Below are 14,459 nucleotides of genomic sequence, written 5' to 3' on the forward strand. Positions count from 1 at the left end.
CCACCTAGCACCCGGGGCCTTTTAGGGTTTCGGCCGGCGAAAGGTTTTTGTTCATCCCCCTCCAATCAACTTAGGGTGGTAATATGGTCGGAGACAACGCCGTTGGAATAGTTTTTGGCGAATCAAGCACGGATCACTTCACGTTCATAGTGAACCCGAGGAACGAGCTGCCGCGCTTCGGGGAATTTCTGGTCGTTAAAAACCGGGACGGTGACGAGGTTTTAGCACTTCTGAAGTCGATTAGAAACATAAACTGGCTGATGGAAGCAGGCAGGGGGAGCTACGATTACGTTGAGAAGACAGTGAACGTATTCTCAAAGGGCGTCCTGGACAAGAGCGAGGCGATTCTGGCGACGGCGAAGGTTCTCGGCGTGCTGAGGAGGCACGACGGCGAGTTTCTAACGAAGCCCGCCCCGAACCGCGTCCCGATAAAGCCGGGCGAGAAGGTCTACCTCGCGAGGGATGAGGACCTCCAGAAAATCTTCTCGGAAGGGCACATACGCCTCGGCAGGCTCATCGCAAGGGAGAACATAGAGGTGGGGCTGGACGCCAACAGGCTCGTCTCGAGGCACTTCGCGGTCCTGGCCGTCACGGGTGCAGGAAAGTCCAACACGATAGCGGTTCTCACGAGGGAGCTGGTCGGCAACGTCAACGCGACCGTGGTTATACTCGACCCGCACGGAGAATACCAGAGGCTCAGCTGGCCCGGCGCGCGCGTGAACCCGATAAAGGCAACGATAGATCCGGGGAGGATAAGGCTCAGCGAGTTCGCCACACTGCTCGGGATAGCTGAAAACGCCAGTCTGCAGAGACGCTTCCTGGGGCTGGTTTACAGGACGGTCAGGGAGGAGATGCGGAGGAAAGGACAGGTCGTCGGCGGAATTGCCTTCATCCACGAGATGGAGGACAAGATAGAGGAGTGGATAAGGGTTTACGAGAACACCGACGACAAGATCATCCACTACTACGACGAGAAGGGCATAGAGACGCCGAGGAAAATACAGTCAAGGGACATAGAGGCCCTCATAAGGCTGAAGGACTACCTCAGCGAGCTCAGGGCCAATTTCGGCGAGTTCATAAGCCCCGTCAACGTGCTGAGCGAGATAAGGCCGGGGATGGTGAACGTTATAGACCTCAGCGGAATGGAAGAGGAGCAGATGATAACGCTGGCGAGCTTCGTCCTCCGCGGAATCCTCAAAAACAGGATAGACTACGTTAAGGGCGTCAGAACCAACGACAGGGCCCTCGTCAGGGAGGTTTCCGAGAGGTATCCGGCTTTAACGAGGCCCGTGCTGATCATAGTGGAGGAGGCACACATATTCGCGCCGAGGGGCGAGAAGAACCCCGCAACTCTGTGGCTCGGCAAGATAGCGCGCGAGGGCAGGAAGTTCGGAGTCGGCCTCGGAATAGTGTCCCAGAGGCCGAAGAAGCTGGACGACGACATACTCAGCCAGACGAACACCAAGATAATCCTCAAGCTCGTTGAACCGAACGACCAGCGCTACGTCCAGCAGGCGAGCGAGCAGATAAGCGAGGATCTGCTGAGCGACATTGCCTCCCTCGGCGTTGGCGAGGCCGTCCTGGTGGGCTACGCGATAACGATCCCGGCGATGGTGAAGATATACAGCTTCGAGAGGGACATGAACGGCCACTACGGCGGCGGGGACATAGACATCGTCGGCGAGTGGCTCGCTGGGAGGGACGAGGAAGAGGAGATAACCGAGGAGGAGGCCATAGAGGCCCTCCCGCTGTGAAGTCGGTGATGAGCCATGAAGTTCGCGCACATCGCTGACGTCCACCTCGGCAGGGAGCAGTTCAACCAGCCCTTCCGCTACGACGACTACCTCAATGTCTTCAGAGAGTCCATCGAAAAGGCCGTAAAGGCCAGGGTGGACTTCATACTCATCGCCGGCGACCTCTTCCACGTGAGCCGGCCGTCCCCGAGGACTATACGCGACGCGGTCGAGGTGCTCGAGCTCCCGAGGCGGAGGGGAATCCCGGTCTTCGCGATAGAGGGCAACCACGACAAGACCATAAGGGAAACCTCAGTCTTCGACCTCCTTGAGCATCTCGGGCTGATATACACCGTCGGGCTGAAGAGGGAGCCGAGGGAGGGCGAGTTCCAGAGGAGCAGGAAGATAAGTGAAAATCGCTACCTCGTCTGGGGGCAGGTTGGGGACGTTGAAATCCACGGCCTCAGGCACCACACCCGCTGGCAGCTCATAAGGCAGGACGGTGCCGTAAACGTCCTCAAGGCACTCTTCAAGGGAAAGAAGGGCATCCTGATGCTCCACCAGGCGGTCGATTACCTCGCCAAGGACACGCCATACCAGGACGCCTTCGACCTGAAGCTCAACGAGCTCCCCGACGGCTTTTCCTACTACGCCCTCGGCCACATCCACGTGCGGAGGATAGCGGAGACGGCCCAGACGGGCCTGAGCGGGCCCCTGGTCTATCCGGGCTCGCTGGAGAGGACGGAGGTAAGGGAGGCGAGCCACATAGTCCGCTACTCCCTTAGGGACAGGAAGCCGAAGGTGATGGAGAACCGAGAGGGGCCGAAGGGCTTCTACATCGTTGAGGACTTCCAGCCGGAGTTCGTTGAGGTCGAAACTAGGCCCTTCTACTCGATCAGAGTCGAGGGAAACAGCAAGTCCGAGCTGAGGAGGAAGGTCGAGGAGGTCTCCTCGCTGATACCAAGGGACGCGATAGCGGTCATAACGCTCGAAGGAACGATTAAGGGCGGGGTGAGCCTGGCCGAGTTCAACGACCTCCTTAAAGATTCGGGGATAATGTACTACACCTTCCGGAGCAGGGTCGTCGGGGAGACGGTGCTTTCAGGGGAGAGGCTGAGCGAGGAGGAGCTGTTCACCGAATGGGAGAGGGAGCTCCTACTGAACCTGAGGGTCTCCCCGAAGGAGTTCTCCGAGGGGCTCACCGAGTTCGTCTCCTGGCTGATCGGGAGGTACGAGAAGGGAATCCCTGAAAAAGCCCGGAAAGTTCCGGAAACTGAAAGGAAGGAAAGGCCAGGGAAGAAGGTGTCTGAGAGCACCGCCAAGCCAGAGAAGCCCAAACCGGAAAAAGATCGGGAAAAAGAGCCTCCCAAGAAACCCAAACCCGTTTCTAAACCCAAAAACCCATCGAGCCTCGACGCCTGGCTGAGGAGGGGTGGACAGTGAGGGTAAGGAGGATAAAGATCAGGAACTTCAGGGCACACGAGATGAGCGAGGTGGAGTTCAGCGACGGCATAAACCTGCTGATAGGGCAGAACGGCGCCGGCAAAAGCTCGATCCTCGAGGCGATTTTCGTGGCCCTCTACATGGGGCACCCGAGCTTCCCGAGGGGCTACCTTCAGGCAAACACCCGCGTCAACTCGACCGGGGGACTGGGATTGATACTGGAGTTCGAGCACAACGGAAAGAGCTACAGAATCGTCAGGGACTCCAAGAAGAGCGAGCTCCTTGAGGGCAGGGAGATGATAGCTGAGAAGAGCTCCGACGTGGCGCGCTGGGTCGAGAGGAACGTCTACCCGATCCAGGTATTCACCAACGCGCTCTACATAAGGCAGGGTGAGATAGAGGGTATAATCACGAACCGCGAGGTAATGGAAAAGGTTCTGCGCAAGGTTCTGGGCATAGAGGACTACGAGAACGCCGAGAGGAACGCGGCGGACGTGATAAGGGAACTCAAGCGGAGGAGGGACTACCTCAGAAAGCTCATCGAGAGAAAGGCCGAGGTGGAGGCGAACCTCCGCGAGGCCGAGAAGCGCTTCTCCGAGACGCTGAGGAGGATAAGCGGGCTCCGGAAGAGAGTTGAAGAACTCGAAGGTGCCTTCAGGAAAGCGGAGGAGGATTACTCGCGCCTCAAGGCCCTGAAGAGTGAGCTTGAGGGGCTGGAGAAGAGAAGGGCAGTCCTGGAGCAGAGGATAAAAGCCGAAAAGGGTAGAATAGAGGACTACAAAGCGCAGATCGAGGAAGTGAAGAGGGAGATAGGAGAACTTGAGGAGAAACTCGCACGCCTCAGAGAGCTCGAACCCCTCGAAAAGGAGTACCTGAAGCTGAAGTCGCTCCTCTCCCTCAAGGACGAGCTGTCAAAGCTTGAAACCGCCGAAGCAAGACTGGCGGAGAAGAGAAAGGCGCTTGAGGAGAGAGCCGCCAGGATCAAGGAGGTCTCCGCAAGGATAGCGGAGCTCGAGGGGGAGGAAAAGTCCCTCCGCGAGACCTACGAGGAGCTGAAGAGGAAGAACGGCCTCTACCAGCGCGCCCTCCAGAGGAAGGCCGAGGCGGAGAGGTATCTGAAAGAACTCGAGCGGGCAGGGGTCACCCCCGAGAGCCTGGAAAAGGAGCTAAAAGCTGTCGAGAACTCCAAGGAGGAGCTTGAGAGCCTCCGCGAGGAAGTGACCGGGATAAGGGAGGAGATCGCGACTCTCAAGGGACTGAGGGAGAGCCTCATCGAGAACCTCTCGAAGCTGGAAGGCGCCAGGGTCTGCCCGCTGTGCAAGAGGCCCATCGGGGAGCACGACGAGGAGGAGATACGGGCAGAGTACGACGCCGAGATAACCTCCATCGAGAAGAAGCTGAATAGGCTATCAAAGAAGCTCAAAAAGCTCAATGAACGGGAAATTGAGCTCAGGGGGGTTATTCGGAAGGAACCAAAGCTCATAAGGCTGAAGAAGACGGCGGACCTCCTGAGGGAGGTCGAGGAGAAGCTGGCGAAGTACGACCTGGAAGAACTCGAGAAGGCCGCGGAGGAGTTTGAAAAGGCCAAGGCAAGGCTCATCGAGATAAAGAAGGAGCTGAGGCACCTCAGAGAGGAACTTGAGGAGCTTGAGAAAGCAAAAGACGAGCTGGGGAGGATAGAGAAAAAGCTCCAGGAGATAGGCAGGGAAACGAGGAGGATAATGGAAAGGCTGGAGAACGAGGGCTTCGGCTCGTTCGAGGCCGTCGAGGAAAGGATGAAGGAGCTCGAGCCGGCCTACCGCGAGTACCTCTCGCTCAGGGACGTCCCGACCCAGCTTGAGAGGATGAAGAAGAAGCTCTCCCTCCTGGATAAGAGGCGCGATGAGAGCATCGAGGCCCTCAGAAAACTGGAGGGGGAGTTCAGGGAGCTGGGGGCGGAGATAGAAAAACTCTCGCGGGAGTTCTCGGAGGAAGCCTATGCCGAGGCAGAGAAGAGGTACATGGCGACCGCGAGGGAACTTGAGAAAGCCAGAACGGAGCTCAGAGGCGCTGAAGAGCTGAGGGACGAGGTAATGAAGCTCCTCGACGAGCTGAAGGCAAAGAGGAAGGAGATAGAAGGGGCCGAAAGGGAGCTGGAGACCGTCGAGAAGGCCATGGCAGACATGACCGCTTTCAGGGAGAAGGTGGCGAGGCTCAAGGCAGAGGAGGAACTCAGGGGTCTCGAGGAGGTACAGAAGCTCGCCGGCGAGACCTTCTCGGAGATGACGGAGGGCAAGTACCAGGGGATAAAGCTCAAACGCGAGAAGAAGTTCGGAAAGGAGCGGATAGAGCTGAAGGTGCTCTACGCCGGCAACGAGGTCGGTCTGGAATTCCTGAGCGGTGGGGAGAGGATAGCGCTCGGTTTAGCATTCCGCCTGGCGCTCTCGCTCTACAAGGTGGGGAACCTTGAGCTTCTGATCCTGGACGAGCCCACGCCCTTCCTGGATGAGGAGCGCAGGAAGAAGCTCGTGGAGATAATATCGAGCCAGCTGAGGAAGATACCGCAGGTCATAATCGTTTCCCACGACGAGGAGCTGAAGGACGCGGCGGACTACGTGATAAGGGTCCTGAACGTCGGCGGCAAGAGCCGCGTGGAGGTGGAGAGCATTGGAGCGTATTAGCGACGCCCACGTAAGGGCGATGAGGGACTACCTGAAGAACCAGCTGGAGCTCATGGAAGAACTCACCCGGGAAATATCGAAGAGCTATCAGTGGCTGCCCTTTCCCGAGCCTAAAAGGGCCAGCGTTTACGCCGTTGACGGCAGCAGAATGATGAAGCGCCTCAGCGGGGCGATAATCTACGGCGTCGCCTCGGTCGCTATCGGGGAGAACCTGTACCACTGGAGCGAAGTCGGCTTCGTGTCGCCGTACAAGCACGTTGATGAGAGGATAAGGATTCACATGGAGCTCCTTGAGAAGCGCATAGGGGCCATGGCATCGGAGATGGGGGCCGAGCTGGTGCTGATGGACGGCACGATAAGCGGCTCGATAATCCGTCCCCCCAGCTACATAGGGAGCAACACGGATAAAATGTTCAAGAGGCACAGCGACGAGCTGGTTGCCCTGGCGGATGGCTTTCTAAAGCTCCTGGATGAGAAATGGGAGTCCTGGCTGGAGACGCTTGAGAGGGACGGCATCATAAACGCCCCGACCCTCGTTGCGAGGGGGGACGGCAGGAAGGGAATATTCACGCTGCTCAAGGAGAGGGGTGTCGAGGAGGCCAAGATAACCCGCTGGCAGGACGATTACGAGGATGTGATAATCCTCCTGGAGTACCTCGAGTTCCTCCACGCCCTCGACAGACTCCTTGCCGCCAGAACCGCCGCGATAGCCAAAACCTTCTACCGCGACGACATAGTGAGGCAGGTAAGGCCTGGCACCCCCATGCTCGACGTCCCGGTCCTAGACATGATTTCGAAGGAGGCGGGCTACGTACCGTTCAGGTACTCGAGGGAGGAGAAAAGGAAGTTCCCTGACGTCGTGGAGAGGCTCATGGACATGGGGCACTTCGGGAACCTCATGAGGCTCCTCGACAAGACCAAAGACGGCTACAGAGTAAAGGTGCAGCCGTTCTACGTCCGCTTCGTGGACGGCGGCGTCATATACCTCCTGGAGGTGCCCGGTGAGAGCGAACGGGATGCCCTCGAAACACTCTCGATGATGCTCTCCGTCGCGGAGGATGAATACGTCATCCCGCTGGAGTACGCCCACCACTCAGTGGTCATCAAAAAGCAGGAGTTCGACGCATACGTGAGCGCGGTGCTGAGCGCGCTGGTGGGAGAAGACGAGAGGTTCCTAAGCTTCCTGCGCTACGGGAGGGAGCCGCTGGAGTGATGGGAACGATACGGGTCGGAACCTGCGGCTTCTGCGAGGGCCACGCGAAGTACTACCGCGACTTCGACGCGATAGAGGTGCAGCAAACCTTCTACCGCATTCTCCAAGAGAAAACCCTAGAACGCTGGCGGGAGGAAGCTCCAGGGGGCTTCACCTTTGCCGTCAAGGCCTTCCAGGGCGTGACGCACCCACCGAACAGCCCGACGTGGCGCAGGAGCAACGTAAAGCCGGGCAGGGAAGTCGGCCTGCTCAGGCCAACGAGCGAGGTGCTCCACTTCTGGCGTTTGACGCTGAGGGAGGCCGAGATTTTAGGGGCACGTTTTATTTTAATCCAGTTGCCGAGGAGCTTCAGGGAGAGCGAGGAGAGCTTCGCCAACGCGGAGAAGTTCTTTGCGAGGATAGACAGAGGGGGCTTCGAAATAGCTGTTGAGCTCCGCGGCTGGAGCGAGAAGGGAATTAAGCGCTTCGTCAGGGAGTTCGACGTTATAGACGTTACCGACCCGCTCGTGAGGATTCCTCTCCATAACGGGGAGACGAACTACCACCGCCTGCACGGCCGCTACGAGAACGGGCGGATAATCTACAGACACTCCTACGGCGACGGGGAGCTGCAGAAGATAAGGGAGAGGGTTCTCGGCTGGAACCGCGGGGAGGGCTTCGTCTTCTTCAACAACTCGGACATGTGCAGGGACGCGAGGAGGTTCAGGGCGATGGTGAAAGAAATGTGAAGCTTCGATAAGGCTTTATACAACCTCATTGAATTCCATTTAGGTGGGAGCATGGGAGAGATAATGATAAAGGTTCCGGCGGGAGTTGACCTCGAAAGGCTGAAAAAACTCCTCGAAGCTGATGCAGAGTTCCTTGCAAAGGCCATGAAAAAGAAGGTTCACCCAGGAATACTCGGAAAGGCGAGCGTTGAAGAACTCGAAGAATACGCCGAGGAGGTCGGCCGGTGATATACATCGACTCAAACCTGACCTCCTCCCCGCCTTGAGGGCGAGGGTTCCAACGAGCTAACCCCTCGCCAAAGGCGGGGAGGTTCGAGGGGTTCTCATCAGGGCAACCCTTGAAAAGGGTTCTTCGAACCCCTCGGGGAGGGCCTTCCCCCCGTTACCCCTACCTCCCGATAAGGCCGGAAGGTTCGGGGTTATGGTTTTCACAACCTTCTTCAAAATGTTGAAAGCTCCAACCAAGTCGGCATTAAACACAAGCCCCGTCCCTGGACACTTAAACAAACCCCTAACAAAGCGAGCCCCCTCATGGGGCTTCCCGCAGACAGGGCAAAGCTTAGACGTGAAAGCCTCATTAACCACCTCAACCACAATACCATACTCCTCAGCGACTTCGGTTAAACGTTTGATAACGTAATTAAACCGCCAGACGTGGGAGAGGATGAAGTTTTGCTTTTTGCCCTTCCTCGGGTTTTGAGCAATGCCTTTAGGATAACCAACGACAATCCTCGAAACGCCCAACTCGTAAAGCTTCCGGACTACTTGTCTAACTGCCGTGTTAATGTAATGTTTAGCCTGAAGTTTAGCCTGCTGGTGGAGTTTTCTGAGCATTCTACTCTTCTCTCCACCACTCTTGTTGAGTTTGGATTGGTACCTTGCAATCCGCTTTTGAAAGTAGAAGTCAATCGCCTTAACAGGTCTTCCGTTCACGAGGAAGCTTTCTCCGTTTTCCACATAAACGGCCATCAAGTTGTTCACTCCCAAGTCTATCCCCGCTGAGAGGTTTCCTTTCGGAGTTCTTGGAACGCTCACCCACTCATTATTTTCAAGTTTTTCCTCGACAGTAATGCTGGTGTGGGCATACCATTTGCGTTTTACCTCGTCATAAGTGATTTCTAAGCGTCCCTGCTTGCCCTTCAAGTGTATTCTGCCCTTGAATTGAACTTCCAAGCGTTTGAACTTTCCAAGACCTTTTAGAATAAGCTTGTTGCCTTCAATCTTGTACTGGTCGTTGCGGAGAATGATTAAGGGTTTTCTTTTTCCGTTCTTTTTGTGGTATTTGGGCGGTTTGGGTTTGAGCTGGTCGGAGAGTTCCCCGTTCCGCTTTTTCCTTAATAAGGAGAAGAAGCTCCGCCAGGCTTCAGCGTTTTTGCGACATATTTGTTGAACGGTTGCGGAACCGATTTCACGTTTAAACTCTTCATAAACGGTTTTCTCGGTTGTATTGAAGTCCACGATTTTGCCCTCGAAGAATTGTTGTCTCCTCAGGTAGTTCACCCGGTTCCAGACTTTGGCTCCAAGGTCAGCTAACTCGAAAAGAACTTTTTCCTGCTCTTTGCTCGGCTGGAGTTTGATGGTTACTGAGCGCTTCATTCCAAAGTATGGTATGGTTTTTGGGTTTTAAAAAAGATTGCTTTCCTGTTTGAAGGCTTGTTGATTGCTTACTGCATCCCCGCCGTGAACGGCGAGGCTCTCAAAAGTAACCTCCTTCTCCACCATCGAAGAGAGTGCGTATGTAGTGCTGAGAAAACTGCTCTCGGAAAAAGCCGGAATACGAAATAGATACGACGCAAAAAGATATTTGAGGACTCCAGAAGGCAAAGTTCTTATTGACGAGGCGTTTACTTCCGTTCTGACACTGATTTTCCAGTATGATGTTGAGTTGATTGAAGACGCCACGAGTTCTGGAATCGTTCAAAGCTATGCGGTCAGGTATGGTTTAATGCCAAGAGACGCCCAGATTGTTGCTACATGCGTCATGAACGGAATAAAAAGATAGCAACTTTTGATGAGGATTTTGACGACGTTGCAGAAGTCTTCATCATCAGGTAGGCTCAGCCACGGGTCCAGCTCATCACGGGTCAGACGAGGGTGCTGTCATCATCGCCAGTGTTCATTGTTTCCCCCTTAATTCTCCCTTCATCCGGAGGTACTGCTCCCTGCTCAGCGGAAAATTTCTGGCCGAAGCGAGGAAGGAGTTCACAAGCCTCACCTGCTGTTTAAAGACCTCATCAGGGTCTGCCTTCAGCCTCTTCACGTAGAGCCTGATGAAGGAGAGCCTCTCCTCCAGATCACGCTTAGAACGGAACCTCAACGCCGAGCCGCCCCGCGTAGTCATTGAGAGCCCTCCGGTCAATTACCTCCTTGAACGAATCCGATGTATTTAGCCCTTTTGGAGTATTAAAAACTAAAAGCCCAAGCTATGCATATGAAACACCTGAAAACAAAATCACAAATAAGGACTGAACTTTATTTGCCAAACCCAGGCTCCCTTACCTCCAGCACCTCCCGATTGACCGGCGTGGGCGGAACCTCGCCGTTCTTGAATGCTATCAGGTTCCTGGCCACGAGTTCGGCCATTCCTTCTCTGGCACCGTGGGTGGCGCTGCCTATGTGGGGGGCCAGAACCACGTTGTCGAGGCTGAAGAGCTCCTCGTGGTAGTAGGGCTCCTCCTCGTAGACGTCCAGGCCGGCCCCGGCAATCCAGCCCTCCTTGAGCGCCTTTACGAGCGCCTCCGTGTCGACGACCTTGCCCCTCGCTATGTTGACGAGTACCGCGGTGGGCTTCATGAGTTTAAGCTCCCGCTCGCCTATCATGCGGTGGGTCTCCCTCGTCAGCGGGACGGCCAGAACCACGAAGTCGCTCTCGCGCAGGAGCTCGTCGAGGGGCCTGAACTCCGCGTTGAGTTCCTTTTCTACCTCCGGCTTCCTCATGCGCGAGTTGTAGAGTATCCTCATCCCGAAGCCCTTAGCGCGCCTCGCTATCGCCTGGCCGATTCTCCCGAAGCCGACTATGCCGATGGTCTTCCCGTAAACGTCGTGGCCCAGCAGCATCCTTGGGTGCCAGGCTATACCGCGCTTTTTCCATTCGCCCGAGCGGATGAATCCGTCCGCCTCCACGAGCCTCCTCGCAGTAGCTAAGAGGAGGGTCCAGGCGAAGTCCGCTGTGGCGTTGGTGAGGACGTCGGGGGTATTGGTGACGTATATCCCGCGCTTGGTTGCCTCCTCAACGTCTATGTTGTCGTAGCCGACCGCGTAGTTCGCCACTATCCTCAACCTGGGGGCACTGTCAAAGACTTCAGAGTCCACCCTCTCGCTCAGCATAGTGACGAGTGCATCGACGTCGCGAACCTTTTCGAGCAGGACTTCCCTCGGAATCTCGTGTTCGTCCTCCCAGACCTCGACCTCGAAGTGCTCCCTCAGGAGTTCGATGCCGTTTTCGGGAATTGCACGGGTGATGAAGACCTTTGGCCTCACGATTTCACCTCCGCACGGGATTCATGAGTTTGAAATGGAACGATAAAATCACACCATAACCCTTGCCTTGAACCCAGCTATCCGGGTTATCCTCTCCGCCAGCTCCATGAATGCCCTGGCACCGGCAGAGTTCGGCCTGTACTCGACGACCGGGACGCCCTCAAGCGTCGCCTCCCTTACAGGTGGATCCTCAGGGATGACCGCCAGCAGGGGGATCTCCATGACCTCCTCCGCTACATCCGGCGGGATATCGTTATCGCTCCTGCCGTAACGGTTGAGCACGAAACCCAGAACGGCGAGACCTGCTTTTTTAAGAACAATCCCCACCTTCATCGTGTCCGTGATGCAGGATATCTCAGGGTTCGTTACGAGCAGAACCTCCTCGCCGCTCAGCATTGCGTTCATGGCGTCCATCTGGAGCCCCGCTGGGGAGTCGATTATCACGAAATCGAAGCTCTTTTTGAGGGGTTTTATGGTCTCGGGAAGCTTCCTCGGGTCCGCACGTATGACGTGTTCCCAATCTATCGAGGCGGGGATGACGTGGACGTTCTCGTATGTCGTGGCGTATATGGCGTCGTTTATGTCCGCCCTACCGGAGAGGACGTCATGAATTGTGGTGTAAGCGTCGTCTATTCCCATAACCAGGCTGAGGTTTGCCATGGTTAAATCCGCATCGACGGCACAGACCTTGTATCCCATCTTGCCGAGGGCTATCGACAGATTCGCGGTAGTGGTGGTTTTTCCGGTGCCCCCCTTGCCGGAGGCTATTGATATAAGCCTTCCCATCTTCCCACCCACCCTATTTTCGGCTAAACCTTTATGAACCTTTAGCAGCAGAGGGCGTTGAGAGAGAAAAGGGGTGGGAGAGATGAAGGTATTCGTTGCAGATACGAGCGTTATCGTCGATGGCAGGCTCACGCAGTTCCTTTCGTCGTTTGGCGAGAAGGTCAAGGTCGTGGTTCCCGAAGCCGTCATCGCCGAGATAGAGCACCAGGCAAACGAGGGAAAGGCCATAGGCCACGTGGGCCTCGAAGAGCTCAAAAAACTCCGCGAGATGGCGGACAGTGACAGAATCCTCCTCGAGTTCTACGGCGAGAGGCCCGAGCTCTGGCAGATACGGAGGGCGAAGTCCGGCGAGATAGACAGCATGGTTCGTGAGGCCGCACAGGCCCTCGGAGCGACGCTCATCACGGGCGACAGGGTTCAGAGGGACGTGGCCATCGCCAAGGGCATAGACGTGGTCTATCTGACCGCGAAGAAGGAGGTACGGCACCGCCTCGAGGACTTCTTCGATGAGACCACAATGAGCGTCCACCTCAAGGCCGGAATGAGGCCGTTCGCAAAGAAGGGCCGGCCCGGCGAATGGAGGCTCGTGCCCGTCCGCGATGAGGTTCTGAGCGATGGGGAGCTTGAGGAGATAGCGGACGACATAGTGGAGAGGGCCAGACGCGACCCCGAGAGCTTCATAGAGCTCGACGAACCGGGCGCCACCGTCGTCCAGCTCCGCAACTACAGGATAGTCATCGCCAAGCCGCCCTTTGCGGACAGGATAGAGATTACGGCAGTCAGACCCGTCAGGAAGCTGAGCATCGAGGAGTACGAGCTCAGTGAAAAGCTCTTGGAGAGGCTGGCGGACAAGGCGGAGGGCATACTCATAGCGGGAGCGCCGGGTGAGGGCAAGACGACCTTTGCACAGGCATTGGCGGAGTGGTACGCGGGCATGGGTAAGATAGTGAAGACCATGGAAAAGCCCCGCGATCTCCAGGTGGGTGAGGAAATCACCCAGTATACGGCCCTGAGCGGCAGGATGGAGCTGACCGGCGATATACTGCTCCTCGTCAGGCCGGACTACACGATATTCGATGAGATGAGGAAGACGAGCGACTTTAAGATCTACGCCGACCTCAGGCTCGCCGGCGTCGGGATGGTCGGTGTCGTCCACGCAACGAAGCCGATAGACGCCGTCCAGAGGTTCATCGGAAGGGTCGAGCTGGGAATGATTCCCCAGATAGTTGACACGGTCCTGTTCATCAAGGCAGGGAGGGTCGCGAAGGTTCTCACGCTGGAGTACCTCGTCAAGGTGCCGAGCGGCATGAGGGAGGAGGACCTCGCCAGGCCCGTCATCGAGGTTCGCGACTTTGAGACCGGCGAGCTCGAGTACGAGATATACACCTACGGCGAGGAGATAAGCGTCGTCCCGGTAAAGAAGGAGGAGAAGGCCCCCGCACTAAAACTCGCGGAGAAGAGGCTCAAGCAGGAGATAAAGAAGTTCCTGCCCGATGTCTATGCGGAGGTCGAGATAGTCAGTCCCCACAAGGCGGTGATCTACGCGGACGAGTTCGACATCCCCGCAATAATCGGAAAGAAGGGCAAGAGAATCACCGAGCTGGAGAAGAGGATAGGGATAAGCATCGACGTCAAGAGCTTCACCGAGCGCGAGGAAGCCAAGCCCAAGGAGAAGCTCCCCGTGGAGATCGAGGAGAAGAAGAAAACCATAGTCCTCCGCGTCTCGCCGGACTACGCGAAGAGGCCGCTCAAGTTCTACGGCGGGGAGCAGTACGTCTTTACAGCAACGCCGAGCAAGAAAGGGCTCGTGAAGGTCAGCAAGAGCACTCCCATAGGCAAGGAACTCAAGAGGCTCCTTGAGGCGGGGATACCCATCTGGGCGACCGCCTGAGCAAACTTTTTATAGTTTGCTTTCTTCTTTTCCATGGTGGTAAGCAGTGGGGGAGAGGTACGACCCCCTTGAAACGCTCGGTGCCGTTTTGAGCGCCCTTGGGCTGGCGGGTATTCTGATAACAGAGGGCCGTGCCCTAGGGCTTGGTCTCCTCGTCATCGCCTTTGGCACCGTCGTCTGGAAGATGGGGGAGATGAGGAGGGAGTTCAACGAGAAGCTCGAATCCCTGAGGACGGAGCTGGAATCCATGAAAGGCCGGGAGGATGTCGTCGATGGCTGATATCTCCACCCGGGGGTTTGCCATAATCGCCCTTTCAATCCTCACACTGGTGTATCCCGTGGGATGGTTCTTCGCCCTGATGACGGTGCTGATCTTCTCCGCGGTTGGATGGACGATCCTGGGGATAGCGGATGAACTCGGGGGGCTGAACTCGGAGATACGGGAGCTGCGGCGCGAAATAAAGGCGCTGGAGAGGAAGGTTGATGGGATGGGGTGAACCGTCTCGCAAGATTTTTTAACCCTTT

General features: G+C 56.4%; 14 protein-coding genes. 10 read left to right on the forward strand and 4 right to left on the reverse strand.

From position 1 onward, the window contains the following. The first annotated feature begins 83 nt into the window (after positions 1-83). Genes FH039_RS09150 through FH039_RS12190 form a run of 6 tightly spaced genes read left to right on the forward strand, consistent with a single transcriptional unit; the run spans position 84 to position 8,005 of the window. Positions 84-1,754: an ATP-binding protein gene (locus tag FH039_RS09150; RefSeq protein ID WP_139681065.1), complete on the forward strand. Its 1,671-nt coding sequence runs from the start codon at positions 84-86 to the stop codon at positions 1,752-1,754. 15 nt (positions 1,755-1,769) lie between these two features. Further along, positions 1,770-3,176 (forward strand): metallophosphoesterase family protein, encoded by a 1,407-nt coding sequence (locus tag FH039_RS09155; RefSeq protein WP_139681066.1) that lies wholly within the window; start codon positions 1,770-1,772, stop codon positions 3,174-3,176. Beyond that, the gene (rad50, locus tag FH039_RS09160; protein ID WP_139681067.1) at positions 3,173-5,836 is read left to right on the forward strand and encodes a DNA double-strand break repair ATPase Rad50; all 2,664 of its coding nucleotides are present in this window, start codon (positions 3,173-3,175) and stop codon (positions 5,834-5,836) included. The genes FH039_RS09155 and rad50 overlap by 4 nt, the downstream gene beginning before the upstream one ends. Next, positions 5,823-7,049 (forward strand): DNA double-strand break repair nuclease NurA, encoded by a 1,227-nt coding sequence (locus tag FH039_RS09165; protein ID WP_139681068.1) that lies wholly within the window; start codon positions 5,823-5,825, stop codon positions 7,047-7,049. The genes rad50 and FH039_RS09165 overlap by 14 nt, the downstream gene beginning before the upstream one ends. Beyond that, on the forward strand, positions 7,049-7,777 hold the full coding sequence (locus FH039_RS09170; RefSeq protein ID WP_139681069.1) for a DUF72 domain-containing protein: 729 nt from the start codon (positions 7,049-7,051) through the stop codon (positions 7,775-7,777). Before FH039_RS09165 ends, FH039_RS09170 begins: the two co-directional genes overlap by 1 nt. A gap of 51 nt (positions 7,778-7,828) precedes the next feature. After that, positions 7,829-8,005 (forward strand): hypothetical protein, encoded by a 177-nt coding sequence (locus FH039_RS12190; RefSeq protein WP_167890957.1) that lies wholly within the window; start codon positions 7,829-7,831, stop codon positions 8,003-8,005. 57 nt (positions 8,006-8,062) lie between these two features. Here FH039_RS12190 and FH039_RS09175 read toward each other — a convergent pair whose 3' ends face one another. Next, positions 8,063-9,373, reverse strand: coding sequence for an RNA-guided endonuclease InsQ/TnpB family protein (locus FH039_RS09175; RefSeq protein WP_139681070.1), 1,311 nt, complete (start codon positions 9,371-9,373; stop codon positions 8,063-8,065). Positions 9,374-9,518: 145 nt separating this feature from the next. On the opposite strand from FH039_RS09175, the gene FH039_RS09180 reads away from it, so the two are divergent. Then, positions 9,519-9,779, forward strand: coding sequence for a PIN domain-containing protein (locus tag FH039_RS09180; RefSeq protein WP_139681071.1), 261 nt, complete (start codon positions 9,519-9,521; stop codon positions 9,777-9,779). 114 nt (positions 9,780-9,893) lie between these two features. Here the strand turns inward: FH039_RS09180 and FH039_RS09185 are convergent, their stop codons facing one another. The 3 genes from FH039_RS09185 to minD all read right to left on the reverse strand — a co-directional run bounded on the left by FH039_RS09185 (position 9,894) and on the right by minD (position 12,043). After that, on the reverse strand, positions 9,894-10,136 hold the full coding sequence (locus FH039_RS09185; protein WP_139681072.1) for a hypothetical protein: 243 nt from the start codon (positions 10,134-10,136) through the stop codon (positions 9,894-9,896). A gap of 113 nt (positions 10,137-10,249) precedes the next feature. After that, a complete protein-coding gene (gene gyaR / locus FH039_RS09190) occupies positions 10,250-11,257 on the reverse strand; it encodes a glyoxylate reductase (protein ID WP_139681073.1) in 1,008 nt (335 codons plus the stop codon). 48 nt (positions 11,258-11,305) lie between these two features. Then, a complete protein-coding gene (gene minD, locus FH039_RS09195; RefSeq protein ID WP_139681074.1) occupies positions 11,306-12,043 on the reverse strand; it encodes a cell division ATPase MinD in 738 nt (245 codons plus the stop codon). Positions 12,044-12,125: 82 nt separating this feature from the next. Here minD and FH039_RS09200 point away from each other — a divergent pair, with 82 nt between their 5' ends. Genes FH039_RS09200 through FH039_RS09210 form a run of 3 tightly spaced genes read left to right on the forward strand, consistent with a single transcriptional unit; the run spans position 12,126 to position 14,431 of the window. After that, positions 12,126-13,934, forward strand: coding sequence for a PINc/VapC family ATPase (locus tag FH039_RS09200; protein WP_139681075.1), 1,809 nt, complete (start codon positions 12,126-12,128; stop codon positions 13,932-13,934). 46 nt (positions 13,935-13,980) lie between these two features. Beyond that, positions 13,981-14,214 carry a hypothetical protein gene (locus tag FH039_RS09205; RefSeq protein WP_139681076.1) on the forward strand — a complete coding sequence of 78 codons (234 nt, stop codon included), beginning with the start codon at positions 13,981-13,983 and terminating at the stop codon, positions 14,212-14,214. Continuing rightward, on the forward strand, positions 14,207-14,431 hold the full coding sequence (locus FH039_RS09210) for a hypothetical protein (RefSeq protein ID WP_139681077.1): 225 nt from the start codon (positions 14,207-14,209) through the stop codon (positions 14,429-14,431). Before FH039_RS09205 ends, FH039_RS09210 begins: the two co-directional genes overlap by 8 nt. Positions 14,432-14,459 lie beyond the last annotated feature (28 nt).

Source organism: Thermococcus indicus (genome assembly GCF_006274605.1).
GTDB classification, from domain to species: Archaea; Methanobacteriota_B; Thermococci; order Thermococcales; family Thermococcaceae; genus Thermococcus; species Thermococcus indicus.

Coding starts and splice junctions, on each gene's coding strand:
- FH039_RS12190 (WP_167890957.1), top strand. CDS start 7,829: ATGGGAGAGATAATGATAAAGGTTCCGGCGGGAGTTGACCTCGAAAGG.
- FH039_RS09150 (WP_139681065.1), top strand. CDS start 84: ATGGTCGGAGACAACGCCGTTGGAATAGTTTTTGGCGAATCAAGCACG.
- FH039_RS09155 (WP_139681066.1), top strand. CDS start 1,770: ATGAAGTTCGCGCACATCGCTGACGTCCACCTCGGCAGGGAGCAGTTC.
- FH039_RS09200 (WP_139681075.1), top strand. CDS start 12,126: ATGAAGGTATTCGTTGCAGATACGAGCGTTATCGTCGATGGCAGGCTC.
- FH039_RS09170 (WP_139681069.1), top strand. CDS start 7,049: ATGGGAACGATACGGGTCGGAACCTGCGGCTTCTGCGAGGGCCACGCG.
- FH039_RS09175 (WP_139681070.1), bottom strand. CDS start 9,373: ATGAAGCGCTCAGTAACCATCAAACTCCAGCCGAGCAAAGAGCAGGAA.
- minD (WP_139681074.1), bottom strand. CDS start 12,043: ATGGGAAGGCTTATATCAATAGCCTCCGGCAAGGGGGGCACCGGAAAA.
- FH039_RS09210 (WP_139681077.1), top strand. CDS start 14,207: ATGGCTGATATCTCCACCCGGGGGTTTGCCATAATCGCCCTTTCAATC.